The following is a 24,473-nucleotide window of genomic DNA, read 5'->3' as shown; positions in this document are numbered from 1 at the left end:
TCAGGTTTGCCTTCGTCACCTTCGTGACCGACTTCGCGGCAGGCTTCTTCGCAGGGGCCTTCACGGGAGCCTTTGCAGGCTTCTTGACTGGCGCCTTCGCGGGCGTGGACGGAACGTTTCTCAGGAAGGACGTAGCAACGTAGCCGGTCTTGCCGGAGTATGTGACCTTGGACCAACCGCCGGAAGCTGAAATCTGCGCGACCTTCGCACCCTTTGGCAAGACCAAGACGGTCTGGTGACTCGTCCCCGCACCGCGACGCATGTTGACTGCGGAGGCGGTCTGGCGGGGCACAGATTTGGCGGGTTTCGCCGGGGCTGCAGGTTTCGGCTTCGTCACCGGCGGCTTGGTGACGGCCGGTGCGGAACGTTTGAGATAGGAGCCGGCGATGAATCCGGTGGTGGAGGTGGATCCGGTTTTATAGACCACCCTCATCCAGCCGCCAGCCGTGCCGTTGACCTTGACCTGAGCGTTCTTCGGGACAACGCCGAGACTCTTATATGCGGTCGACGGCCCCTGGCGCAGGTTCACCGCACCGGTGGTGCTGTAGTCCGCGGTCGAGAGCGGGACGACCTCAATGTCGTTGGTCGACGCGGTGACCCGAGTCGGGGACACGGCTCCATGTAGTGCCCAACCACTCGTACCGGCGGCAACGACCTTGACGTAGCCGTTCAAGTAGGCTCCCGGGGTGCTGGTCATCGGGGTGCCTTTGGGGACCTTTTTGACCAGTTTGGAGCCCGACGATGAGGAAGAGCGCAGGTTCAGATCGCTGGCCGCCCAGTAATTGCAGCTTTTAGGCAGCGTGAAGTTATAGACGACGCTCGCGTTGGCGCGCATATCCACGCCATAGCGCTTCAGCCAGGCCATCGGCTCGATGGTCGGGCCCTTCATCCACCCGGCAGATCCCCAAACCTCGAAATGCAGGTGGGGGGCTGTCGACGGGCCGGAATTGCCGACCTCGGCAATCTTCTGCCCCGCTTTGACCTTCTGCCCGACCTTGACGAACTTCCCGCCATCCCACATGTGGATGTAGGCCGTGTAGTAGGTGTTCCCGGAGAGGACATGCCGGACAATGAGGTAGCCCGAGGAACCTCCGCGGGCCCCTCGATGGGTGGCTGTCACCACACCGTCGGCCACGGCATAGATCGCATTGCCCTCATTTGCTGGAAGGTCTTGGCCGAGATGCATGGTGGTGCCGTTGCGCACCGGGATGCATCGCGGCCCCTGCGGTGAGGAATACCTATAGGTTTTGGGCTTGAGCGGCGAGACCACATGATCTTTGGGCGGGGCTGCTTGAACCGGGGCCACCCCCACGGTGCCAGCGATCAAGGCCATTGCGGTCGCTGTAGACCACAGCAGGTTTCGGGTTTTATTCATTTTTCGCGCTCAACATTCACAAGTAGGGATAACGGAGTACTGCCCTTGGTTCAGATGATTTGGGCAGCGAAAAGATCCGCTTCCCCCCTGCTTGCCGATGGAGCGCCGCAAGCCGTCGCTGAACCACCCAGTTTCAGCGCAACTTTGATAATAGGGCAGGATCGTTCCTTCTGGAATCCGGCAACGGCTGGCATCCGCGCTTCACCAGCGCGATGATGGGAGGCACTGATGGAATATGACCTAGCGATGGTGGGTTCTTCCGCGCCACGAAGGAGTCGAAATCATGATCCTGTCCGGGGAAACCACCTGGTGGCAGATGCTGCTGTGTCTATCGGTTGCCCTCGTCCTGTCCACGGCCATCGGGTTCGAACGCCAGCTCAAAGCCAAATCGGCGGGTATGCGCACCCACACTTTGGTCGGTGTCGGTGCCGCTTTGTTCACCATTGTGAGCAAGTACGGGTTCTCCGATGTGATCGCCCCTGCCGTCCAAGAGCACATCAACCTCGATCCGTCCCGTGTCGCAGCCCAAATCGTCTCTGGCATCGGCTTCATCGGCGCCGGTCTCGTCTTCGTTCGGCGCAATAAGGTCCGCGGCCTGACCACCGCTGCGTCGGTGTGGCTGACCGCGGCCATCGGCACAGCATCGGGGGCTGGCCTGATCATTCCCGCGGTTTTCGTCGTCTTCGCCCACTATGTGGTCGCCTACACCTACCCATGGATCGTCCGTCGCACGTCTCTGGGCAACCGGACCGAGCATGGCCTGCGGGTCAGCTATGTCGACGGCACCGGCGCATTACGTGCGATCCTCCAGGCCTGCACCACCCAAGGCTTCCAAATCCAGGGGTTCTCCACCGAACGCGAAGATGCCGGAAGCAGCGGGACCATGAGCCGGCTGATGAAGGGCCCCGAACAGCAATCCACCGCGGGCGAGGTCGGAGTCGAACTGGAGATCGAAGGGACGGGAGCCCTCAACGAGCTGGTCCACCGGCTCTCGGAGCTGGCGAACGTCACCGGCGTTACCGTGGAAGACCAGGCCGAGTAGACCAGTCAACATGACGCAGCACGGGTAGACAGGACGCCGGGCCTAGGTGGGACAGTAAAGGGAAGAAAAATCGTTGCGGTGGCCCGACCACCGCCGTGGAAGGGGAACCGTGGGCGGATTGCAGGGATGGCACATTTTGATACTCGGGGTGATCGCCCTGGTGGCCATCATGGTTGTCGGACTCGTTCTCGTCATTGTTCTGAAGTCATCCAATAGGCCGAGGGCCGGCGTCGCTGCGAATTTCAATGCCGGGCAACCGCAGGGCGTACCCACCCAAATCGGCTACACCATGAACGGGCAACCGATGTATCAGCAGCCCGTGCTGCCACAGACGAACCTGTTCGCCATCCTTGCCCTGGTTTTGGGCATCTTCACCGGCATCCTCGGAATCATCTTCGGGCACATCGCCCGATCCCAGATCCGCCAAACTGGTGAGGGTGGAGCGGGGCTGGCCCTCTCCGGCCTGATCATCGGCTATGTCTGGGTCGGGCTTTTTCTGCTGCGCATGATCTTCTAAGCCCCCTCCAGAGCGGCTCTCGGGGGTAGCCACCGATACGACGCGCGCCCTCGCCAAACCACGAATGACCCCGGAGAACTCCGAAGTCATGTGAGTCAGGACTGCTACTGACCCTGTGGGCCATAACAGGCCGGGACTTCAACGCCCTGGTCGGGCCCGCCCTGTTTGATGCTTCACTTTCGGTGGAGCCCCCTGCCGGATTCGAACCGGCGACCCCCTGTTTACAAGACAGGTGCTCTGGCCAGCTGAGCTAAGGAGGCATGTGCGCCGGAAGCCCGGCAGCATGAACAAGATTAGCCTAGGTGCCCTCCGGTGCGGAAACGGGCGGTCCCGCCGAAGCAGGGACCGCCCGTGAAGAGACCTTGGCTGGGGCTACTTATTGTCGGCCACTGCCTTGTCGAGGACCTGCTTGAAGTCCTCTTCGCCGATCTTCCATTCGTGACCGTTGATGTAGGCGGAAGGGGTTCCGCCGATCTCGTACTTCTGGAAACCGGCGTTCACGTAGTCGGCCCACGGCCGGAATTCGGTGCCGTCGGCGCAGGAAGAGATGTCTCCGGCCCCCGACTCCTCGGCGATCTTGGCCAGCTTCGCATTGGGCAGGCCCTTGCTGCCTTCCTCTGGCTGCTGCTCGAACAGGGCGGTCAAGTAGTCGCTGAACGCCTCGGGCTTGCTGTCGGCGACACAGGCCACGGCGTTGGCCGCCCGCGAAGAATAATTCGTCGGTGACGTGCGGTCCAGGAACGTGGCGATGCGGTATTCGAGGGTGATGTCACCGGCGTCGGCCATTTTTTCCAGCTCGGCACCGTACTGGGTCTCGAAGTCCTTGCAGACCGGGCAGCTCATATCCGCGTAGATGACGACCTGGACGGGCTCGCCCTTCTTGCCTTCGGTGACGCCACCGGGGACCTTCTTGCCGTCGATGGTCCCGGCATCGGGGACAGCTTCCTTATCGACCGACATGGTCGGGGTATCGGTCAGACCGTCAGGGGTGAGCGTGTAGCCACCGAACTTATTGCCGTGCGACGGGGCCTGTCCGGCATCGGGGATGCTCGTCTTGTTATTCTGCAATACGAGCGTCACGACGATCGCGATGATCGCCACGACCGCCACCACGACGCCGAGCTTCAAGAACAGGGAGTTGCGTTTCGCGGCCGTCTGTTGCCGTGCATGGAGCTGCCGGGCCTGCTCTCGGGCCGTGGCGTTCCTCTCGGCCTTCGGCGGCCGCGGGGTGTTTGATGCCATGAAAGTACATTCCTACTCTGCTGGATCGGACAGGGAAACCCCACTTAGTTTAGGGCACCGTTCCTGTGTGCCAGCCGTGAGAGAAGTGCAGGGGCTGCCCCGGACGCATAAGCTCGGGGCAGAAGAGGTACGTCCACGCACCCCAAGGAGGCAAGCCGTGCCCAATACAGTCAACAGCATGCAGGATTACCGCAGTACGACGGCGTCACGCGAGCGCCGGGCCCCGGTCACCGCCGAGAAGAAGCCCATCACCGGGGAATTCGACTTCGTCGTCGTCGCCAACCGGCTGCCCGTGGACCGGGTTGTCACGGCCGAGGGCACCGCTCAGTGGCGCCGCTCCCCCGGCGGCCTGGTCACCGCCCTGGCCCCGGTGATGGCTTCGGCCGAAGGCGCCTGGGTCGGTTGGCATGGGGCCACGGACGAGGAACTCGAAGAGTTCAAGGAAGATGGCATGCATCTGGTGCCGGTGCCGCTGAGCCAAGAGGATGTCGAGCTGTACTACGAGGGCTTCTCCAACTCCACCCTGTGGCCGCTCTACCACGATGTCATCATGCCCCCGGAGTTCCACCGCACCTGGTGGGACCGCTACCGCGAGATCAACGTGCGCTTTGCCGAAGCGGCAGCAGCGGCGGCGTCGAAGGGCGCCACGGTCTGGGTGCAGGACTACCAGCTCCAGCTGGTCCCCCGGTTGTTGCGGGCCATGCGCCCGGATTTGAGGATCGGCTTCTTCAACCACATTCCCTTCCCCCCGATGGAGATCTTCGCGCAGCTGCCGTGGCGTCACCGGGTCCTTGAGGGGATCCTCGGTGCCGATCTGATCGGCTTCCAACGCCAATCCGATGCCAGCAACTTCCTGCGCTGCGTGAAGCGCTACCTCGGTTTCACGGTCAAATCCCAGCGTGTGCACGTCCAGGACGAGGACGGGACACCGCACCGGGTGGCCCGGGCCGAAGCCCATCCGATTTCCATCGATTCGGCCTTGATCGCCGCATTGGCCGAGGACCCCGCAGTCCTGGCTCGTTCACGGGAGATTCGCGCCGATCTGGGCGATCCTGATGTGATCCTGCTCGGCGTCGACCGGCTGGACTACACCAAGGGCATCCGCCACCGCATCAAGGCCTTCGGAGAACTGCTCGCCGACCAGGAACTCACCGTGGGTCAGGCCACCCTGGTCCAGGTCGCCAGCCCCAGCCGTGAACACGTCGACCACTACATCACCCTGCGCGAGGACGTGGAAGGAAGTGTCGGACGGATCAACGGCGAATACGACACGATGAGCCACACAGCGGTGCGCTATCTACACCACAGCTACCCGGTCGAGGAGATGGTGGCCCTCTATTTGGCCGCCGATGTGATGCTCGTGACCGCCCTGCGCGACGGCATGAACCTGGTCGCCAAGGAATATGTGGCGGCCCATGCCGACAACCGGGGGGCCCTGGTGCTCAGCGAGTTTGCCGGGGCCGCCGACCAGTTGCGCCACGCGGTCTTGGTGAACCCGCACGATATCGATGGGATGAAGGAATCCATTCTCGATGCCATCCGCATGCCGGAGCAGGAGGCAGCGCGGAGGATGCGCATCATGCGTCGCCAGGTCAGCACCAACGACGTGGCCCGCTGGTCCCGCGACTTCCTGGCCTCACTGGCCCAGGCCGAGGAGGACTGACCATGGCTCTGGATGCCGCACTTCGTCGCGCCGTGGACGGACTGGGCGACGTCGGGCTGCTCTTGGTGGCCATGGACTTCGACGGCACCATGGCCCCCTTCGTGGACCGGCCAGGAGATGCCCGCGCCCTGCCTGCCGCCGCGGAGGCCTTTGCCGAGCTGGGTGAGGCGGAGAATACCGTCACCGCACTCCTCTCCGGCAGGGATCTGGACAGCTTGCGCGCCGTGGCCCGCCCGGGGCCCCGCGTCCTGCTGGCCGGAAGCCACGGCGGCCAGCTATGGGCGCCCCCTGAACTGGCCGCCGATGCCGGCAGCCTGGAGCTCGGCCCAGCACAGCTCACCTTGCTCGCCGCGGCGGTCTCCCGGCTCGAGGACGTTTCCGCAGCGCATCCGGGGACCACGCTGGAACATAAGCCGGCCGGCGTCGTCCTCCATGTCAGGCAGGCCGAACCCGCGGTGGGTGCCGCTGCCCTTCGAAAGGCCCGGAGCCGGTTGGAAGCCCTGTCCGGGTTGAGCCTCTCGGATGGCAAGAACGTCCTCGAAGCCTCGGTCATCCGGGCGGATAAGGGTGCCGGTTTGAACTGGCTACGCGAGGTGGTTGACGCCGATGCGGTGCTCTTTGCCGGCGACGACGTGACCGACGAAGACGCCTTCTCCGTCCTGCGTCGGGGCGACGTCGGGGTCAAGGTCGGGCCGGGGAAAACACGTGCCCCGTTCCGGGTCGACGGAATTGGTGACGTCCCGGCTCTTCTGCAATTGGCCCTCGGTGTGCGATGATTGTGACACCATTCACAACGGACCGTCGGGCACGTACCTGCCCGTGAGGGGATAGATCAATCATGGCCACAGTCACTTTTGACCAGGCAACCAGGCTTTACCCGGGCACTTCGAAGCCCGCAGTCGATAAGCTCAGCCTCGATGTTGCCGACGGGGAATTCCTCGTTTTCGTCGGGCCTTCAGGTTGCGGCAAATCAACATCACTCCGTATGCTCGCCGGGCTGGAGGACGTCAACTCGGGACGGATCCTCATCGGCGATCGCGACGTCACCGACGTCCCGCCGAAGGACCGTGACATCGCCATGGTCTTCCAGAACTACGCGCTCTACCCCCATATGTCGGTCGCCGAGAACATGGGCTTCGCCCTGAAGATCGCCGGCATCGACAAGGCCGAACGCGCCGAACGCGTCCGTGAGGCCGCCAAGCTGCTGGACCTCGAGGACTACCTGGACCGCAAGCCCAAGGCCCTCTCCGGCGGCCAACGCCAGCGTGTGGCCATGGGCCGCGCGATCGTGCGTTCCCCGCAGGTCTTCCTCATGGACGAGCCGTTGTCGAACCTCGACGCGAAGCTGCGTGTGCAGACGCGTACGCAGATCGCCTCGCTGACTCGTCGCCTGGGCGTCACCACCGTGTATGTGACCCACGACCAGGTCGAGGCCATGACGATGGGCGACCGCGTCGCGGTCCTCAACGCCGGGATCCTGCAGCAGGTGGATACCCCTCGCAACCTCTACGACCGTCCGGCCAACGTCTTCGTTGCCGGCTTCATCGGCTCCCCCGCCATGAACCTGCTGGAACTGCCCGCCGTTTCCGGTGGCATCGAATTCGGCAACTACACCTACCCGGTGGACCCGGCCGTCCTGGCCGAGGCCAACGGCCAGACGATCACCTCCGGCGTCCGCCCCGAAGACCTGGAGATCGTCGGGGCCGGTGAAGGCCTGGACGTCGAGGTCGACGTCGTCGAGGAACTCGGCGCCGACGCCTACGTGTACGGCCACGCCACCTTGGACGGCCGCGAGTACCCGATGGTCATCCGCGTGGATGGCCGCAGGCCCCCCCTGAAGGGTTCCACCGTGATGGTGCGCCCGAAGGCCGAGCACATCCACATGTTCGACACCAAGACCGGGCAGCGCCTGGGTGATCCCGAGGCGGCCAACGCCCCGCAGGCCTCGCTGGCCGACGTGGAGAACCTCGTCGATTCCGAGTAACCACCACCGGTAGCCGACGGCGGCCCCGCCTTCACCGCGAAGGCGGGGCCGCCGTCGTTCCACCCCCCCCCTCCAGCCCGTGGGCCCCGTGCAGAACCGAGGATGCGATGACCCGCCACTATGCCAGCTGGCATAACGAACCGACCGATTACAGCCAGCACGGTAAGCTTCCCCGCGAAACCGCGATCAGCGACGAAACCCCGCGCACGTCGCTGGGCGGTTCGTTGAACATCACGTCGGCCACCATGGATTCGGCGCTGCTTGACCTGCCCTGGCATCTCCCCTTGGAGGAATGGCCCGCCAAGAACCTGGCAGCGCTGCCGCGCGGCATCTCCCGCCACGTCGTCCGCTTCGCGCTGCTGGGCGAAACCGTGATCGCAGTCAAGGAGACCGGGGAGCATATTGCCCGGCACGAATACCATATGCTGCGCAAACTCAACCGGTTGGGGGTCCCCTGCGTGGAGCCGGTGGCCGTGATCACCGGACGTGCCGACGAGAACGGCGACGAACTCAACCCGGTCCTGGTGACCCGTCATCTGAAGTATTCGCTGCCCTATCGTGCCCTCTTCTCCCAGCGGCTGCGGCGCGAGACGCTGCACCGGCTCATCGACGCCCAGGCGTTGTTATTGGTCAGGCTGCATCTGGCCGGCTTCTACTGGGGCGATGTCTCCCTGTCGAACACGCTGTTCCGCCGCGACGCCGAATCGTTCGCCGCCTATCTCGTGGACGCCGAAACGGGAGAACTGTATCCGTCGCTGTCCGAGGGCCAACGCGAATACGACCTCGAAATTGCCCGGGTCAATATTGCCGGTGAACTCATGGATCTGATGGAGGCCTCGTTGATCGAGGACTCGGTCGACCCGCTGGCCACCAGCGAGCAAATCATGGACAGCTACCACCGGCTGTGGCAGGAACTCACCCGCCGCGACCACGTCGATCTGGCCGAACGGTGGCGGGTCGATGAGCGGATCCGCCGACTCAATGATCTGGGCTTCGACGTCGACGAAATCGCCTTGCGGACCACCGCCGACGGCACCCAACTTCAGATCCAGCCCAAGGTCGTCGACGCCGGGCACCATCAACGCCGGCTGCTGCGTCTGACCGGTTTGGATGTCCAAGAGTTCCAGGCTCGACGGCTACTCAACGACATCGATGCCTTCCGAGCCCGCAAGCACCCGGAGATGGATGAGGAACTCAATGCGGCGCAATGGGTTCACGAGGTCTTCGAACCCATCACCGAGGCGATTCCGCGCGAACTCCATGGCAAGCTCGAACCGGCCCAGCTGGTCCATGAGGTGCTCGAGCACCGCTGGTTCATTTCCGAGCAGCGTGGCAGCAACGTCCCGATGGCCGAGACCATCGAGTCCTATATCGAGACGATCCTGCGTCACCGCCGCGACGAGGCGGCGATCATGCTCAACCCCCCGTCGGGGGTCTTGGACGCCGTCGACCAGCCCGAGGGTGGGGAGTAGGACCCCGGGCTGGATCGACGGGCCCGTCCGCTAGGGTCACCCCAGCCAGATCCACCGCACAATCAGCAGCGCGCCGATGAGATAGAGAATCCAGTGCGCTTCCTTGATCCGCCCCGAGAACACCTTGATGAGCGCGTAGGAGACGATGCCCACGGCCACACCTTCGGCGATCGAGAAGGTCAAGGGCATGACGATGATCGTCAGGAACGCGGGCAAGGATTCGGAGATGTCATCCCATTCGATATGGCGTGCCCCCTCCATCATCAGCGCTCCGACGAGGATGAGTGCCGGTGCCGTGGCGGAGGTTGGTACGGCGGCGATGACCGGTGAGAAGAACATCGCCAGACCGAAGAAGCCGGCCACGGTGACCGCTGTCAGCCCCGTACGGCCCCCTTCTTCCACCCCGGCAGCCGACTCGACATAAGCGGTCGTGGTCGAGGTACCCAGTGCCGCACCGCTGAGCGCTGCGAGCCCGTCCATCGAAAACAGGGTCTTTGCCCGTGGCATTTCACCATCCTTGCCGATCATGCCGGCGCGTTGGCTCAGACCGGTGAGCGTTCCGGTGGCGTCGAAGAAATCGACGAAGAAGAACGTGAATACCACCGAGAGCAGTCCTGCCCCCAACGCCCCACCGATATCCAGGTGGAAGGCCAGGTCACTGGGCCAGATCGGCATTTGGACCGGTGAGCCACCGAAGCCGCCGAACGCCGCGAAGGTGCCCTCCTCGGCCCCCGGGTAGACCGGCAGACGGCTGATGACCGCGATGAGGGTCGTGGCGATGATCCCCAAGAGGATCGCCGCCCTGACCTTGAGTTTCATCAGCACGGCGATGATGAGCAGTCCGAGCATCCCCAACCAGACGTGCGGTTTGGTGACGTCCCCGATGCTGACCAGTGTCGCGTCGTTGCTGACCACGAATCCCATGTTCTTCATGCCCAGGAAGGCCAAGAACGCACCGATACCTGCGGTGATCGCGTATTTCATGCTGGTCGACAGCGCCTTGGCGATCGCCTGCCGGATGCCGAACACGCTGAGGATGATGAACAGGACACCGGAGATGAAGACGGCGCCGAGCGCCGTCTCCCAGCGATATCCCAAGCCCAGCACGACCGTGTAGGAGAAGTAGGCGTTCAGCCCCATGCCGGGTGCCTGGGCGAAGGGGTAGCGGGCAATCAAACCCATATACAGCGAGCCCAGGATCGCGGCCATACAGGTGACCATGACCAGCTGGGTGAACAGGTTGCCCACCTCGGGCATCTGGCCGGCCATGGCATCGTTGAGAATGCTCGGGTTGACGAAGATGACGTAACTCATCGCCAGGAAGGTCGTGATGCCGGCACGTATCTCGATGCCGTAGGTCGAGCCGTGTTCGGAGACCTTGAAGTATCTGTCGATCACGCTCCGACCGGCGACGGCGGTTTGTTGCGGCGGATCACTTTCACGTTTTGGGATGTTGGTACTCATTGCTCTCCTTTGAGCATTGGTGGGACCACCACGGTGCGGTTCATCAAATCCACAAAGGACGATGGCCCGGCTGACCCGCGGGGGTCTGGAACATCACTCTGGCGTACGGGTATGAGTCGCCACACCGCCCATCCAGACGCGGTCGAGATCCGCGCTTGTCCCGTTGGCGAAGACTGCTGCCAGGGCGCGGTCGGCGCTGGGAGCATTCTTCAGGATGGCTTCCAGGGGTGTCCCGGGTGGCGGGTTGACCTCGATCGCGTCGAAGACGGCACCGACGCTGAGATGGCCGACGTCGTCATGACCCAGTGCCCGGGCCCCGGACACGGTGGCCAGATGGAGCAGATGCGCGGGACCCAGGGGTACCCCGTCCGGTTGCAGCTGCTGATGGAAGTAGGCCTGTAGGCCTTCCTTGAAATGGTTGAATCCGGTCCCGGCGCCGACATCGGAGCCCAGCGAGACTCGCACCCCCGCCTCGAGGTGTCTTCGCAGCGGAAACAGGCCGCTGCCGAGGGAGGAGTTCGAGGAGGGGCAGTGGGCGACCGCGGTGCCTGTCTCACCGAGTCGGGCCAGTTCGGCGTCGGTCGGGTGGACGTTATGGGCCAGGAGGCTCTGGCGCCCGAGCAGGCCGCGCCGGTCGTAGACATCGCTGTAGTTCGAGGCGTCCGGGAAGAGTTCGGCCACCGCCGCCATTTCTGCCGGGTTCTCGTTGACATGGGAGGTGAAGAATAGATCGGGAGTGCCGTTGAGGGTCTCCCGGCAGGAGTCGAGCAGGTCGGCGCTCGCTGACAGGGCGAAACGCGGTGTGACGGCGTACCGCAGCTTCCCCTTCCCATGCCACGCTTCGATCAGTCCGGCGGCCTCCCGGGCGGCTCGTTCGGGGGTGGTTCGGAGGTCTTCGCGCAGGACCTGGTCGGCAACGACGAGGCCCGCGGTCATGCGCAGACCACTGTGGTGTGCGGCACGGAACAGTGCGTCGGTCGCGGGAACGTAATGGGCGCCGAAGGCCAGTGCCGTGGTGGTTCCTGCACCAATCAGTCCGTTCACGAACTCGCTGGCCACCGCCTGGGCATGGGCCGGATCGGCCATCCGGGCTTCCTCGGGCAGGGCACAGTGATCGAGCCATTCCAGCAGCGGCATCCCCAGCCCACCGATAATCCGCACTTGCGGGTAGTGCACATGGGTGTCGACCAGCCCGGGAAGTAGCAGCCCACTCACCGTGGCCAGCGTTGCTGCCGGGTAGCGTTTTTGTGCTTCGGCGAGAGAGCCTCGGAAGGTAATCACCCCGTCGATGACGGCGAGCGCGCATTCCTCGGCGCGCAGTTCACCGCCGTGGAAGGGGTCCTCTGGGGTGTCTAGGATGAGGCCGTGGACGATCGTCACGGGCGCAAAGGCTTCATGGGTCATGGGGTGGCTTTCTGAAAGACGCGCATCAGGTCCGCGGCGACACTGATGGCGATGACGGCTGGGTGTTTTCCGGTGAGGTCGGGGACCCCTATGGGGCATTGGATACGTTCGATAGCCGACTCGCTGTGGCCTTCGGCCGCAAGTTTCATGCGGAATCTTGACCATTTGGCGGAGGAGCCAATGACTCCGATACTCCCGATGCTTTCGCGCCGCAGGGCTGCGTCGCACAAGATCAGGTCTTCGGCGTGGTCGTGGGTCAGGATCAGTACATGGGCGTCGGCTGGGAGGGCAGCCATCAGTGTCTCGGGGGCCGGCAGGGTGTGGAGGTGCACGGTGGCAGGCCCCGCTTCCAGGCACTCGGCCAGGGTTTCGTCGACCATGCCCCGCCGGGAATCGGCCAGGTGGAGGGTCACATCGGTGCGGCTGAGAATACGGGCCAATTCCTTGCCGACGTGGCCGGCACCGAAAATCGCTACCGTAGGGCGCCGGCCGATCGGTTCAAGGAGCACCCGGACGGTCCCGCCGCAGCATTGGGTGCCATAGGCGACCTGCGCGTGTTCGTTGAGGCCGAACTCGGTTTCCACGACAGTGTCCGCCCCGTCTCTCAGCATGGTGCGGGCCTGCTCGGTGATGGTGGCTTCCATATTGCCTCCGCCAACACTGCCCGAAGCGGTCTCGGCGCCGATGAACATCTTCGCACCGACCTCCCGGGGGGAATGTCCCCGGACGTCGATGATCGTCGCGAGGATCCCCGCGGTCCCGGCAGCGCGGGCACGGGTGATTCCACTGATCCAATCCATCATGTCCCACCACCGTCATTCGGCCGCGAGGGCCGGGTCGGGGGCCCCGCGCCGGACGTGGTCCAGCGCCCAGTACACGGCTTCGGGGGTGGCTGGGGACGGCAGTTCGACCTGTTGTCCCGGCTCCCCGAAAGCCGCTGCGGCTGCCCGCAACGCTTCCCGCACGGCAATCGCGAGCATCAGGGGCGGCTCCCCCACTGCCTTGGAACCATAGACGCTGCCGTCATCGGTGGGGTGGACGTAGAGGTCGACGTTGAACACCTGCGGCAGTTCCGAGAAGGACGGCAACTTATAGGTGCTCGCCGCCTGGGTGAGCAGTTTGCCCCGCTGCGCACCATCGCTGGTATCCCAGCGCAGGTCCTCCTGGGTGAGCCAACCGGCTCCTTGGACGAAGGCCCCCTCGATTTGCTCGAGGTCGATCAACGGCGACAGCGAACTTCCGACGTCGTGCAGCAGGTCCACCTGCCGTGTCGTATACGCCCCGGTGTACCCGTCGACTTCGACCTCGGCCACGGCTGCCCCGCGGGAGTAATACTTGAAGGCGTTGCCCTGATAGGTGCTCGGATCGAAGTAGAGGCCTTCCGTGCGGAAGTAGCCGGTCGCCGACAGGGACACCCGTTGTTGGTAGGCCGTCTCGACGAGCTCTGTCCAGCCCACGGTGTTCTTCGTTCCCAGACCGCTGACGACCTCCCCGCTGATCCGGACGTCGTTGGAGTTCACGCCCAGCATCCCTGCGGCCACCGGTGCCAACCGGTCGAGGATGAGTTCGCAGGCGTTCTTCACCGCCCCTCCGTTGAGGTCCGAACCGGTCGAGGCGGAGGTGGCCGAGCTGTTGGGCACCTTATCGGTCCGGGTCGGGGCCAGGCGTACCCGGCGCAGTGGGAGGCCCAGCGCGGTCGCGGCGACATGCAACATTTTGGTGTGCAGCCCCTGGCCCATCTCCGTGCCTCCGTGATTGATCAGTACCGATCCGTCCCGATAGATGAGCACGAGGGCACCGGCCTGGTTCAGGACCGGCTTATTGAAGGAGACACCGAATTTCACCGGGGTGATGGCCAGCCCGCGTTTGAGGTGCGGGTGCCGGGCGTTGAATTCCGTGATGCCGCGCAGCCGGTCATCGTAGTCACTGGTGTCCAGGAGCTTGTCCCAGATATCCTCCATACGTGACGCCTGGCTGACGACCTGCCCGTAGGGTGTGGTCTGGCCCGGGGTGTAGAAGTTCCGGCGGCGGATCTCTTCTTCGCTGATCCCCAGTTTCGTGGCCGCCTGACCCAGCAGGTCTTCGGTCACGATCATTCCTGCCGGGGCCCCAAAACCGCGGAAGGCAGTATGCGAGGTCTTATTCGTCCGGGCAATCCGGCCGACCACGTGGACGTTGGGAAGATAGTAGGCGTTATCAACATGGCATAACGCCCGGCTGACCACCGCCGGCGAAAGATCGACGCTGAAACCACCATCGGCGGTCAGCACCGCCTTATAGGCGAGGATACGGCCCTCATCGTCCAGGCCTGCCTCCCAGGTGGCATGGAATCCACCGCGTTTGCCGGTCATCGTCAGGTCTTGGGTGCGGTTCAGACGCAGGCTCACGGGCCTGCCGGTCAGTACGGCGCCCAGGGCGGCGACGGAGGCGAACGCGTTCGCGTTCGTTTCTTTCCCGCCAAAGCCTCCCCCCATGCGCAGACACTGCACGGTGACCTGGCTCGACGAAATCCCCAGGACCCGGGCGACGACCTCTTGGGTGTGGCTGGGTGCCTGGGTCGACGACTGGATGAAGACCTGGCCGCCCTCGTCGATGGTGACGAAGGATGCCTGGGTTTCGAGGTAGAAGTGTTCCTGCCCCTGAATGTCGATCCCGCCGCTGAGGCGGTGGGGGGCCTGCTCGAGGGCCGCATCCGCATCTCCGCGCTGGAGGGTTCCCGTGGGACCTTGGAACTGTCCGGCGGCGATGGCCTCCTGGGTGGTGATGATGGAGGGCAGCTCGGTATAGGTGATCTCAATGGCCTCGCTGGCCAGCCGTGCCTGTTCCAGGGTGTCGGCGAGCACCCAGGCCACGGGTTGGCCGTGGAACTGCACTTCCTCGGGGAAGAGGGTCTCGTCCCCGATGTCACCGTAATCGTTGATCCCCGGGACGTCGTGGGCGGTCAGCACCCGGGCCACCCCCGGCATGGTCGCCGCGGTGGAGGTGTCGAGGGAATCGATCCGGGCGTGCGCGGAGAACACCTGCAAGGGCCACGCGTGCAGGACATGAGCCGAACGGTGGGGCAGGTCGTCGGTGTACAGCGCCCGACCGGTGACATGTTCCCACGCCGCCTCGTGCGGCATGACGACCCCGGCAACGCTGTCTTCGGGGATTTCGGCCAGGGGCCGGGACGAGAACGGTTTCATGATCCGACCTCCTCAGAGAAGCGGCGTATGGATTGGGCGAGCGTGGCACTGCGGTAGGCGGCGCTGGCCCGGTGGTCGGACATCGGCGTCCCCTCGGCCTCCATCACCGCGGCGGCGGCCTCGAACGTCGGGGCCGTCCACGGCTGGCCGAGCAAGGCCGCCTCGGTGTCCCGGGCACGGAGCGGGGTGGCGGCGGCTCCCCCGACCCCGATGCGGATCTGTTCGATCATGCCGTCGGTGACGGTCGCGGCGATGGCCACGGCGACGGAGGAAATATCGTCGAATTTGCGTTTGGCGACCTTATAGAACCTGCCCAGCGGCGCGACCGGCGTCGGGATGCGCACCGCACGAATGAGCTCGTCCGCCTCCCGGACACTTTGCCGGTACCCGGTGAAGTACTCGGCCAGGGCCACCGTCCGGTCTCCCCGGGGGGAGCTGAGTATCAGGTCGGCGTCTAGGGCCAACAGCGCCGGCGCCAGATCCCCGATCGGGGAGCCGGTTCCCAGGTTTCCGCCGATCGTCGCGGCATTGCGGATCAGTCGGGAGGCAAACAGCGGGAAGAGTTCACCGAGCAAGGGCACCGACCCGCCGAGGAGGCGTTCAACATCCGAGAGGGTGAGCGCCGCTCCGATCTCGATATGGTCCTCGGCGACGTGGAACCGCCGCATTTCGGACAACTGGTCGATGGCGATGGTCAGGGGGGCCCTGCGGTGTTTGATGGTCAGTTCGACGCCCCAGTCGGTGGAGCCGGCCAGCAGGACGGCGTCCTGCGTCGTGGCCAGAAGCTCCAGGGCCTCGGCGAGATCCACCGGGCGAACGAACGTGCCGCCGTCGCTCTCGAGGCGCAACGGCTGACTGGTCGGTGCCGCCTGCTCTCGTCGCCGGGCGATCGGGTCGTCGGGGTCCACGGCTCCCAGGGCGAAGGCCGCGTCGCGGATCGGCCGGTATCCGGTGCACCGGCACAGGTTCCCGGAGAGGGAGTGAAGGTCGAACCCATTGGCTCCGACATCCGGTTCATGCGCCGGCGTCGCTTCGTATCTGGTGGCCGGTTCGGTCCTCGCTTCCGCAGCGCCGCCGGTCCGCGGGGGCAGCCAGGATTTGAGGGGCCGGGCCTCGTCGTGGGCGACCATCGGCCACGGAAGTTCGTTTCCTGTGGGTGCGGGCTGGGCGGCGGAGACGATATCCGAGGTGCTGGGGGCCGAACCGCAACCCGCGGGGCCGCAGGCGCAACCGGTGCGGTCTTCGCGATAGTATTCGGCGGCCATCGAGGAGACGAACCCCGGGGTGCAGTACCCGCATTGGGAGCCTCCCCGCACGGCCATTTCCTGTTGGACGGGGTGCAGCGCTTCGGAGGAAGCCAGCCCCTCGGCGGTGTAGATTTCCTGGCCTGCGAGTGCGGCGGCAGGGACCAGGCAGGAGTTGATCGACGTCCAGCGGGTGCCGCCGTCTCCGTCGGGGCGGGAGACCATCACGGCGCAGGCTCCGCATTCGCCTTCAGCGCAGCCCTCCTTGGGGCCGGTGATCCCACTGCCGCGCAACCACTGCAATGTGGTCGTATGCGGGGCGACGTCCGCAACGGACATCTCGTGGTCATTGACGGTCACGGCCGTGGCAGCCATGTCCTGGGTGGTTTGATCCGCGGCATCGGTCATGATTGAGCCTCCTCCGACCTATCCAGCAACGGTGCCCACTCCACTGTGGGGGGCATTGTCGCTGGCATGGTTGAGGCCGACGAGGTCAGGAGAGCCACACCAGGTTATCCATGCGAACAGGTGATGACTATTGTGATGCAGCTTACATCGAGAGTCCGAAAACCGGAAGTGGGTTTCTTCGATCGTCTCCTCGCGGTTCGCAACCGGCAGCATGATGGGCGTCGGTCATCCCGTCGTTAGCGCCGTTCAGCGGGGAGGGTTGTTCCGGGCAGCGTGAAGGCCGCCGCGCAGAGTGCCTGGGCGCCGAGGACGACGCCGGAGTCTTCGTCCACCTCACAGGTGACGGTTCCGTGGCTCCAGAGAGGCACCGGGTTCGCCTCCGGGTTCAGGCCCTCCAGCCGGAGGCCGCGGGCGGCATCGCGAAAGAGCACCACCAGAACCGCTTCGTGGTGGTCTTCGCGGATGAAGGCGAGCGTCCCGCCCTCGGCGTGCAGCCACCGCAGTCCCCCGGAGGTCAGTGCCGGACGCTCCCGTCGCAGTGCCGACAACGAGGCGTAGAGGCCGCGTAGATCCGCGGGGATCCGGCGCGGATCATCCCACGGCATGGGGGTGCGGGATTTCTCCCCGTTGAAACCCTCGAGCCCGAATTCATCCCCCATGAAGACCATCGGCACCCCCGGCAGGGTGAACTGCAGGGCCACGGCCAACGGTTGCGCGCCGGGAAGGATGGCGCTGGCCGCCCGGGCGGTGTCGTGGGTGTCGATCGCGTTGAGGTTCGCCAGGCGCACCCGCCAGGGGAAGGCTGCGGCGAAGTCCAGATGAGTGTCCAGGAACTCCTCGGCACCGGTGCTGTCGGGCCCCCGTTGGGGCAAACCGTAGAAGTCGGGCCACGGCTGGGAGGTGACATTGCCCTGCGGCATGACCGCGGCGCCGTCGTCCTGCCAGGTGCGCGGACGGGCCAACCACTGCCACAGTGGGCGGGTGAAGTTGGTGTAGGTCATGGCCCCCTGCCAAGTGTCCCCCTGGAAATCGGGGGCGGCATCGGAGGTGGATTCGGCCACCAGCAGGGCTTCGGGGTTGATGTCGTGCATCCGCTGGCGGATGAGTGCCGCGATCTCGTGGTTGAAGTCGTCGGCGCCGGCCCGCCCGGTCATGTTCCCGACGTCGATCCTCCAGCCGTCCATGCTGAACGGCGGCTGCAGCCAGCGGGCCACCATCGAATCGTCGTCCAGGATGAACCGTTCCCGCAGCCCCTGTGAGCGCCAGTTGAACTTCGGCAACGAGTCAACCCCGAGCCAGGCCAGGTACTCGGTATTGTCCTTGCTGAAATAGTAGAAATCGGATTCGGGGGCTTCGGGGTTCCGGTAGGCAGCCCTGAACCATTCGTGGGCGTCCCCGGAGTGGTTGGTCGTCAGGTCCCCCACGACCCGAAGCCCGCGGGCGTGGGCATCGGCCACGAGTCGGATCAGTGCCTCATCGCCGCCCAGCAGCGGGTCGACCCCTGCGAAGTCGGAGGCGTCGTAGCGGTGGTTGGAACGGGCCGGGAACATCGGTGTCAGATACAGCACGGTCGCCCCGATCGCCTCGAGGTGGTCCAGGTGTTCGCCAATGCCGGCCAGGTCCCCGCCGTAGTACTGGTACGGGGTGTCGGGGCCACGGCCGATGACCTCGCTGGTGTCCCAGTCGGCGGGAACCGCCCAGCTGGGTAGCTCGCGGTCAGCTGCCGAAGCCGAGCGGGCGAACCGGTCGGGGAAGACCTGGTACATGACCGAACGGTGGATCCACTCGGGGATCGCGGCACCGGCGCAGATCCTGAAATCCTGGGCATCGGGGGTGTCCCGCTGGGAGGTTCCCCGGGCATTGACCCAGAGCGAGCCCGTCCCGGTGCGCATCACCCAGCGGTACTTCTGTACCGGGTTCACCACGGTCAGCACGGCTTGCCACCAGACCCAGCCTTCAGCCTCCCCGAGACGGGTTGCTTCGTCGTAATGGGGTTCGGCGTCGCGGACGCTGCGCAGCCAGACCCCTCCGGGGGCGGGCTGTTCGGCAGGAACTCGCAGCCGGACGGCGACGTCCTGACCCAGGGCGGGGTCTTGGCGGTCGACATAGAGTGCGGAGCCGTCGTGGTGTGGCGCTGGAATCATGGGTGCCTCCTGGTGGACAGTCTCTCATCGTCGGCTTCCGGTGAATCCGATGGTGATGCACGTCATCATCGTAAGCTCTCACACGAGCGGCGTGGGCTTCCGTGACGCGTAGCCCCGGAGTGTGTGCAAACGTTTTCACGACGGTGCGACCGCCGCTATGCTGGAGCGCATGCGACCAGCCCCTGCCGTGAGCGCGGTGTCGGATCTGCCGACCGCCGCACCCCGCCCCGATGCCCCCTCAGCGGTCCCGCACCCGGCCTTTGCCCGCGGCCCACTAGCCCACGCCCCTTCCACGGACCGCTCGTGGTGGCGTAGTTCGGTGATCTATCAGATCTACCCGCGGTCCTTCCGGGATCTGCACGGTTCGGGCACCGGCAACCTGGCCGGCATCACCGCCGAGCTGCACCAGATCGCCGGTTTGGGGGTCGACGCCGTCTGGCTTTCCCCGTTCTATCCCTCCCCGCAACGCGATGCCGGATACGACGTCTCCGATTACACCGACGTGGACCCCCTCTTCGGGAACCTTGACGACTTCGACGCACTCATCGCCCGGGCCGACGATCTCGGCCTTCGAGTCATCGTCGACCTGGTCCCCAACCACTGCTCCGAGGAGCACACGGCCTTCCGTGCGGCCCGGGCGGCCGGTCCGGGATCCGCCGAGCGCGAGCTCTTCATCTTCCGCGACGGTCGTGGCGTCGCAGGCCAGGAGCCGCCGAATAATTGGCAGTCGCACTTCGGCGGGCCCGCATGGACCCGCGTCACCGAACCCGATGGCACCGCGGGGCAGTGGTACCTGCACCTCTTTGATTCTTCCCAACCCGATTTCAACTGGGATTCGCAGGCAGTCCACGCCGAGTTCGAGAGGATCCTGCGCTTTTGGTTGGCTCGCGGGGTCGCCGGGTTCCGGGTCGACGTCGCCCATGCCCTGGTCAAGAAACCGGGGCTGCCGGATTGGGGCGGCAACGCCAACGGCTCCCCCAGCACGGGCTTCCCCTTCTCCGAGGCCCCCATGTTCGGCCAGCCGGGGGTGCACGAAATCTACCGCAGGTGGCGGGACATCCTCGCCGAGTACGACGGCGAACGCATCCTGTGTGCCGAGGCCAACGCCCACCCGGTGGATGCGGTCGCCGACTGGGTCCGCTCGGATGAGATGCAACAGGCCTTCAACTTCCCGTATCTCAATACCGGGTGGAATGCCCGGGCCCTGCGAGCCGTGGTGGACCGTTCACTGGCGGCCTTCGACGCGGTGGGGGCTCCCAGTACCTGGGTCTTGTCCAACCATGACGTCAGCCGACATGTCACCCGTTTTGGTTCCACGGCCGCCGTCCGTTTCGGCGACGGTCTGGGCCCCCGTGATCCGCAACCCGATCATGAGTTGGGGTTGGCCCGCGCTCGGGCAGCCACCGTGTTCATGTTGGGCCTCCCGGGCGGGGCTTATCTGTATCAGGGTGAGGAACTGGGGTTGCCCGACCACACCACCTTGGAGGACAGGTTCCGTCAGGACCCGAACTTCTTCCGCACTGCCGGTCAACGGGTCGGTCGTGACGGCTGTCGTGTTCCCCTACCCTGGACACCTTCGGGCCCGACACTGGGCTTCGGCCCGGGGAAAACTTCCTGGCTGCCCCAACCAGCCGACTGGGAACGGCTCACCCGGTCCGCCCAAAACGGGGATCCTGCGTCGACCTTGTCCATGTATCGGCAGGCTCTGGCGACACGGCGTAGGCTGGAGCTCGGCTCCGGTGGGCTGCGATGGCTCGATACCCGTCCTGCGGACGGGGTGATTGCCTTCGAGAACTCCGGCATCGGCGTCGTGCTCAACACCTCGGACGATCCGGTGCCCCTGCCCGAGGGGGAGGTTGTGCTCTCCAGCGGACCGGGAGCCACCACCGACGCGGACGGGGTGGTGGTCTTGGCCCCGAATGCTGCGATCTGGCTGCGGCAGCACCGATAGGCAACGGGGCGAATCCACGCCCGTGGACGGAAGGACGCTCATGGCGGGCATCAAGGACGTGGCCGAATTGGCCGGTGTCTCAGTAGCCACCGTCTCGCGTGCCCTGAGCGGCAACGGGAAGGTTTCGGCCGCCGCCAAGGAACGAGTTCAGGCCGCCGCCGAGTCGTTGGGCTACGTCGTGTCCTATAACGCCTCTTCCCTGGCTTCTGGGCGCAGCCGGAATATCGGTTTGGTGGTTCCCACCGTGGGCCGATGGTTCTTCTCGACCGTGCTGCAGGGGGCCACCAGCGCTCTGATCGATGCCGGCTACGATCTCACCTTGTACAACACCGGTGGCGAACAACGTCACCGGGATTCCGTGTTCTCGGAACTGCTCTTGCGCAAACGCCTCGACGGGGTCATTACGGTCACGCTCAAACTGGAGCCCGAGGAGATCGAGCAGCTGGCCTCCGTCGGTAAGCCGGTTGTGGCCATTGGGGGATATATCCCCCAGATCGATACAATTTGGGTGGATGACTTCAATATCGCCGCGCTGGCCACGGAGCACCTGATCGGCCTGGGCCATCGGGAGGTCTCCTTCCTGGGCGGTACCGAGGAATTCGAGGTGGACTTCAAGCTGGGTTCGGCCCGGGAGGACGGTTTCGAATTCGCCATGGACCAGGCAGAGGTACCTATCCGTCGGGATTGGTTGCTGACCGCCGATTTCTCCACAGCGGGCGCTTATCAGAAGGTCCGCAACGTCCTGGCCAGCCCGTGTCGGCGCCCCACGGGGATCGTCTGCGCCTCCGATGAGATGGCCTTCGGGGCGATTCTCGCGGCCCGCGACCTTGGCCTGCGGGTGCCCGAGGATGTGTCGGTCATCGGCATCGACGGACACGAGCTCGGCGAGCTCCTTGGGCTGACAACCATCGCCCAGGATCCAGGAGGACAAGGGGCCGCCGCGGTGGGCAAACTGCTCACGCTTCTGGGCGAAACAGATCCTGCCAGCGGCCCAGACCCGACGGCTGGATTCTTTCCCACGGAGTTCACGTCACGCTCCTCCACGGGCGCCCCGCCGCGCACCTAGTGCAGACGGCCGTGGGTGCGGATACGAAAAAGGGGCCGATCTCTCGGCCCCATCCTCGTGGTTGACGACTGTTCCGGTTTCTTCGAACTCGTGGTTCGTTCTCCGGAAGATGGTCGGGGTGACAGGATTTGAACCTGCGACCTCGTCGTCCCGAACGACGCGCGCTACCAAGCTGCGCCACACCCCGTGGGGTCATCAACCTCAAGAAGTTTACCGGTTCGGACCCGAATTCACTAATCGGGTTCGGTGGCTTCAGATTCCCTTTCCGGGGTTCAACAGGCCCTGCGGGTCCAGCAAGCCGCGGATCCTGTACTGCAGGTCCAGGACGTCGGGTTCAAGCTCCCAGGTCAGCCAGCGGCGCTTATATTGGCCCACGCCGTGCTCGCCGGTGATCGTTCCTCCAGCGTCCAGGGCCGCGCGCACCGACTCGTCCAAGGCGGCCTCCAGTCGCTTCATCCCGGCCTGGCCCTCACGGGGGTCGATCCAGAAGGTGGGGTGGAGGTTGCCGTCTCCTGCATGGCAGACGACCCTGACCCAGACCTGATGCCTGTCGGCGATTTCGTGGAGCGTGTGGATATAGCCCACGAGCTGCGACCGCGGCACGGCGATGTCCTCGCCGGCCCGGAACTCGTCGTCTTGTTCGTCGCCGCGACTGTTCCTGCGCATCTCGATGAGCTCCGCGGCCGTGGCATCACCCGAGGCACTGACTTCTGCCCCCAGCTCGGTGAGAACCTTGCGAATCACTTCTTCCTCGATGGCCGCCCCGTAGCCGTCGGTACGGATCAGCAGCATCGCTCCCCCACGGTCGGTGAGGTGGGTTCCGTGGATCGAGTCCAGTACCTGCATGGTTCCGGAGTCGAGCATTTCGGTGATCGCCGGCTGGACCCGGGCCTTGCCGATGGCCAGTACGCCCGCGGCAGCACCTTCCAAATCGGGAAAGAGCGCGACGATCGAACGTTGGTCGGCACTGAGATAGCGCAGCCTGAGAGTGGCCGCAACGACGATCCCCAGGGTTCCTTCGGATCCGACGAAGAGGCTGGTGAGGTCGTAGCCGGCTACCCCCTTGAAGGTGTTGCGTCCGACGTGGATGAGTCGGCCGTCGGCCAGCACGACGTCCAGCGCCAAGACCGAGTCACGGGTGACCCCATATTTGGCGCAGCGCAGTCCCCCGGCATTGGTGGCGATATTCCCACCGATCGTGGAGATTTTATGGCTGGCAGGGTCGGGGGCATACATGAGCCCGTGGACGGCCACTGCATCATTGAGATCGGAGTTGATCACTCCAGGCTGCACGACGGCGGTTTCGTCTTCGGCACGGATCTCAAGGATGGCGTCCATCCGTTCCAGGGAGAGGACCACGCTATTCCGGGTGGCATGGACGCCACCGGAGACCCCGGTCCCTGCGCCGCGGGCGATCACCGAGAAGCCCAGCTCGCCGGCCAGCAGGACGACCTGCTGGACGTCGGTGGCATCCCTGGCGAAGACGACGGCCAGGGGCACCTGCGGATCGGCCACGTGACCATAATCGTGGCTGTAGTCCTCCAGCACGATGGCTTCAACGCAGACTTGTTCCGCATCGAGTGCGCTGGTGAGGCGTTCGGCCACGAGCGTGGCATCGACCTCTTGTACCGGTGCGCTCATGCGGCACCACCCATGAACCGTTGGTAGTAGCCCAGGATCTCGGGCCAGGCTTCGGCCACCTCGTGTTGGCCTTCACCTGCCGGGCCGGGAGCCCAGCCGTCGTGGGTGACCCTCACGTCGGTGGCTCCGGTGCCGGTCTCCTCGAAGTCGATCGCTACGTGGGTCGGGGCTTCTTGCTCGTAGCCGAGGCTGAAATCCCATTCCAGCCGGCCATGGGAGCGCTCCGAAGCCTCGCTGCGTCCCGGCGGTTCTGCGTGGCGCACGCTCCCCCACTGCCTGCGTTCGCCCTCTTCGGACTCCTCGATCAGCAGTCCATCTTCAATCCCCAAGTGGGAGCCCGGACCCATCGTTCCCACGGTGCCCAGGGGCCACCAGAGGTGCAGGTAGTCGACGAACCCTTCATAGGCTTGTTCACATTCCATTGCGACCGTCACGCAAGCCACCACCGGTTCCAGCCGGGGGCGGCCTCCGTCGCTTCCCGGGTCGGGTGTGGGCTCCGCGTGGGAGAAAATGCCGTCCATGCTTCAAGACTACCTTCAGCGCCGGCAGCGTGCGCTGGCGCTCCATCGGCACCGTTAAATGCGTAGGGCCCCGGACGATGTCCAGGGCCCTACTCAAAATTTGTCCGGCGGCGACCTACTCTCCCACACCCTCCCGAGTGCAGTACCATC

Annotated in this window: 18 protein-coding genes and 2 tRNA genes; 8 read left to right on the top strand and 12 right to left on the bottom strand. The window is 65.1% G+C overall.

What is annotated here, in order from left to right:
- Positions 1-1,375 (bottom strand): SH3 domain-containing protein (locus FM101_RS09760; protein ID WP_179204293.1); only part of this gene is annotated, 1,375 nt, incomplete at its 3' end.
- A 283-nt stretch (positions 1,376-1,658) separates the two neighbouring features.
- Here FM101_RS09760 and FM101_RS09755 point away from each other — a divergent pair.
- Both FM101_RS09755 and FM101_RS09750 read left to right on the top strand, forming a co-directional pair.
- Positions 1,659-2,417, top strand: coding sequence for an MgtC/SapB family protein (locus FM101_RS09755; protein WP_086998991.1), 759 nt, complete (start codon positions 1,659-1,661; stop codon positions 2,415-2,417).
- Between the two features lie 109 nt (positions 2,418-2,526).
- Complete coding sequence (locus FM101_RS09750) at positions 2,527-2,934, top strand: DUF4190 domain-containing protein (protein WP_245806677.1); 408 nt, start codon at positions 2,527-2,529, stop codon at positions 2,932-2,934.
- Positions 2,935-3,117: 183 nt separating this feature from the next.
- Here the strand turns inward: FM101_RS09750 and FM101_RS09745 are convergent.
- Positions 3,118-3,194: transfer RNA gene (locus FM101_RS09745), tRNA-Thr, on the bottom strand.
- A gap of 112 nt (positions 3,195-3,306) precedes the next feature.
- Positions 3,307-4,176 carry a DsbA family protein gene (locus FM101_RS09740; RefSeq protein ID WP_086998988.1) on the bottom strand — a complete coding sequence of 290 codons (870 nt, stop codon included), beginning with the start codon at positions 4,174-4,176 and terminating at the stop codon, positions 3,307-3,309.
- A 178-nt stretch (positions 4,177-4,354) separates the two neighbouring features.
- Between FM101_RS09740 and FM101_RS09735 the strand changes: the two genes are divergently transcribed.
- The 4 genes from FM101_RS09735 (at position 4,355) to FM101_RS09720 (ending at position 9,295) form a co-directional block, all read left to right on the top strand.
- Positions 4,355-5,839, top strand: a complete 1,485-nt coding sequence (locus FM101_RS09735; RefSeq protein ID WP_086998985.1) for an alpha,alpha-trehalose-phosphate synthase (UDP-forming) — start codon at positions 4,355-4,357, stop codon at positions 5,837-5,839.
- A gap of 2 nt (positions 5,840-5,841) precedes the next feature.
- On the top strand, positions 5,842-6,615 hold the full coding sequence (gene otsB / locus FM101_RS09730) for a trehalose-phosphatase (RefSeq protein ID WP_245806676.1): 774 nt from the start codon (positions 5,842-5,844) through the stop codon (positions 6,613-6,615).
- A gap of 62 nt (positions 6,616-6,677) precedes the next feature.
- On the top strand, positions 6,678-7,823 hold the full coding sequence (locus FM101_RS09725) for an ABC transporter ATP-binding protein (RefSeq protein ID WP_086998981.1): 1,146 nt from the start codon (positions 6,678-6,680) through the stop codon (positions 7,821-7,823).
- Positions 7,824-7,930: 107 nt separating this feature from the next.
- The gene (locus FM101_RS09720) at positions 7,931-9,295 is read left to right on the top strand and encodes a DUF4032 domain-containing protein (RefSeq protein WP_086998978.1); all 1,365 of its coding nucleotides are present in this window, start codon (positions 7,931-7,933) and stop codon (positions 9,293-9,295) included.
- 36 nt (positions 9,296-9,331) lie between these two features.
- Here the strand turns inward: FM101_RS09720 and FM101_RS09715 are convergent, their stop codons facing one another.
- From FM101_RS09715 to FM101_RS09690, 6 genes are all read right to left on the bottom strand, one after another.
- Positions 9,332-10,759 carry an NCS2 family permease gene (locus FM101_RS09715; RefSeq protein ID WP_086998975.1) on the bottom strand — a complete coding sequence of 476 codons (1,428 nt, stop codon included), beginning with the start codon at positions 10,757-10,759 and terminating at the stop codon, positions 9,332-9,334.
- Between the two features lie 93 nt (positions 10,760-10,852).
- Positions 10,853-12,163 (bottom strand): guanine deaminase, encoded by a 1,311-nt coding sequence (locus FM101_RS09710; protein WP_086998973.1) that lies wholly within the window; start codon positions 12,161-12,163, stop codon positions 10,853-10,855.
- Positions 12,160-12,966: a xanthine dehydrogenase accessory protein XdhC gene (xdhC, locus tag FM101_RS09705; RefSeq protein ID WP_342744378.1), complete on the bottom strand. Its 807-nt coding sequence runs from the start codon at positions 12,964-12,966 to the stop codon at positions 12,160-12,162. The genes FM101_RS09710 and xdhC overlap by 4 nt, the downstream gene beginning before the upstream one ends.
- Before the next feature lie 12 nt (positions 12,967-12,978).
- A complete protein-coding gene (xdhB, locus tag FM101_RS09700; protein ID WP_086998970.1) occupies positions 12,979-15,348 on the bottom strand; it encodes a xanthine dehydrogenase molybdopterin binding subunit in 2,370 nt (789 codons plus the stop codon).
- Entirely contained in the window at positions 15,345-17,000 is a 1,656-nt protein-coding gene (locus tag FM101_RS09695; protein WP_218778276.1) for a xanthine dehydrogenase small subunit, read from the bottom strand. Before FM101_RS09695 ends, xdhB begins: the two co-directional genes overlap by 4 nt.
- Positions 17,001-17,236: 236 nt before the next feature.
- On the bottom strand, positions 17,237-19,144 hold the full coding sequence (locus FM101_RS09690; protein WP_086998967.1) for a glycoside hydrolase family 13 protein: 1,908 nt from the start codon (positions 19,142-19,144) through the stop codon (positions 17,237-17,239).
- A gap of 169 nt (positions 19,145-19,313) precedes the next feature.
- On the opposite strand from FM101_RS09690, the gene FM101_RS09685 reads away from it, so the two are divergent.
- Together FM101_RS09685 and FM101_RS09680 are read left to right on the top strand one after the other, a co-directional pair.
- On the top strand, positions 19,314-21,095 hold the full coding sequence (locus tag FM101_RS09685; protein WP_179204292.1) for a glycoside hydrolase family 13 protein: 1,782 nt from the start codon (positions 19,314-19,316) through the stop codon (positions 21,093-21,095).
- A 40-nt stretch (positions 21,096-21,135) separates the two neighbouring features.
- Entirely contained in the window at positions 21,136-22,161 is a 1,026-nt protein-coding gene (locus FM101_RS09680) for a LacI family DNA-binding transcriptional regulator (protein ID WP_086998961.1), read from the top strand.
- A gap of 110 nt (positions 22,162-22,271) precedes the next feature.
- Here the strand turns inward: FM101_RS09680 and FM101_RS09675 are convergent.
- The 3 genes from FM101_RS09675 to FM101_RS09665 form a co-directional block, all read right to left on the bottom strand.
- Positions 22,272-22,348, bottom strand: a tRNA-Pro gene (locus FM101_RS09675).
- Between the two features lie 65 nt (positions 22,349-22,413).
- On the bottom strand, positions 22,414-23,802 hold the full coding sequence (locus FM101_RS09670) for an FAD-binding oxidoreductase (RefSeq protein ID WP_086998958.1): 1,389 nt from the start codon (positions 23,800-23,802) through the stop codon (positions 22,414-22,416).
- Complete coding sequence (locus FM101_RS09665) at positions 23,799-24,323, bottom strand: hypothetical protein (protein ID WP_086998954.1); 525 nt, start codon at positions 24,321-24,323, stop codon at positions 23,799-23,801. Before FM101_RS09665 ends, FM101_RS09670 begins: the two co-directional genes overlap by 4 nt.
- Positions 24,324-24,473 lie beyond the last annotated feature (150 nt).

This window comes from Arthrobacter rhombi, from assembly GCF_900163545.1.
Taxonomy (GTDB): Bacteria; Actinomycetota; Actinomycetes; order Actinomycetales; family Micrococcaceae; genus Arthrobacter_H; species Arthrobacter_H rhombi_A.
Note: the sequence above shows the minus strand (reverse complement) of the source record. Positions and strands in the feature narration are given on the sequence as shown.

Bases quoted from the DNA above. Each gene is read 5' to 3' on its own strand.
- FM101_RS09720 (WP_086998978.1), top strand. From the start codon at position 7,931: ATGACCCGCCACTATGCCAGCTGGCATAACGAACCGACCGATTACAGC.
- FM101_RS09735 (WP_086998985.1), top strand. From the start codon at position 4,355: ATGCAGGATTACCGCAGTACGACGGCGTCACGCGAGCGCCGGGCCCCG.
- otsB (WP_245806676.1), top strand. From the start codon at position 5,842: ATGGCTCTGGATGCCGCACTTCGTCGCGCCGTGGACGGACTGGGCGAC.
- FM101_RS09715 (WP_086998975.1), bottom strand. From the start codon at position 10,759: ATGAGTACCAACATCCCAAAACGTGAAAGTGATCCGCCGCAACAAACC.
- FM101_RS09755 (WP_086998991.1), top strand. From the start codon at position 1,659: ATGATCCTGTCCGGGGAAACCACCTGGTGGCAGATGCTGCTGTGTCTA.
- FM101_RS09725 (WP_086998981.1), top strand. From the start codon at position 6,678: ATGGCCACAGTCACTTTTGACCAGGCAACCAGGCTTTACCCGGGCACT.
- FM101_RS09685 (WP_179204292.1), top strand. From the start codon at position 19,314: ATGCGACCAGCCCCTGCCGTGAGCGCGGTGTCGGATCTGCCGACCGCC.
- FM101_RS09695 (WP_218778276.1), bottom strand. From the start codon at position 17,000: ATGACCGATGCCGCGGATCAAACCACCCAGGACATGGCTGCCACGGCC.
- FM101_RS09665 (WP_086998954.1), bottom strand. From the start codon at position 24,323: ATGGACGGCATTTTCTCCCACGCGGAGCCCACACCCGACCCGGGAAGC.
- FM101_RS09680 (WP_086998961.1), top strand. From the start codon at position 21,136: ATGGCGGGCATCAAGGACGTGGCCGAATTGGCCGGTGTCTCAGTAGCC.
- xdhB (WP_086998970.1), bottom strand. From the start codon at position 15,348: ATGAAACCGTTCTCGTCCCGGCCCCTGGCCGAAATCCCCGAAGACAGC.
- xdhC (WP_342744378.1), bottom strand. From the start codon at position 12,966: ATGATGGATTGGATCAGTGGAATCACCCGTGCCCGCGCTGCCGGGACC.
- FM101_RS09710 (WP_086998973.1), bottom strand. From the start codon at position 12,163: ATGACCCATGAAGCCTTTGCGCCCGTGACGATCGTCCACGGCCTCATC.
- FM101_RS09740 (WP_086998988.1), bottom strand. From the start codon at position 4,176: ATGGCATCAAACACCCCGCGGCCGCCGAAGGCCGAGAGGAACGCCACG.
- FM101_RS09690 (WP_086998967.1), bottom strand. From the start codon at position 19,144: ATGATTCCAGCGCCACACCACGACGGCTCCGCACTCTATGTCGACCGC.
- FM101_RS09670 (WP_086998958.1), bottom strand. From the start codon at position 23,802: ATGAGCGCACCGGTACAAGAGGTCGATGCCACGCTCGTGGCCGAACGC.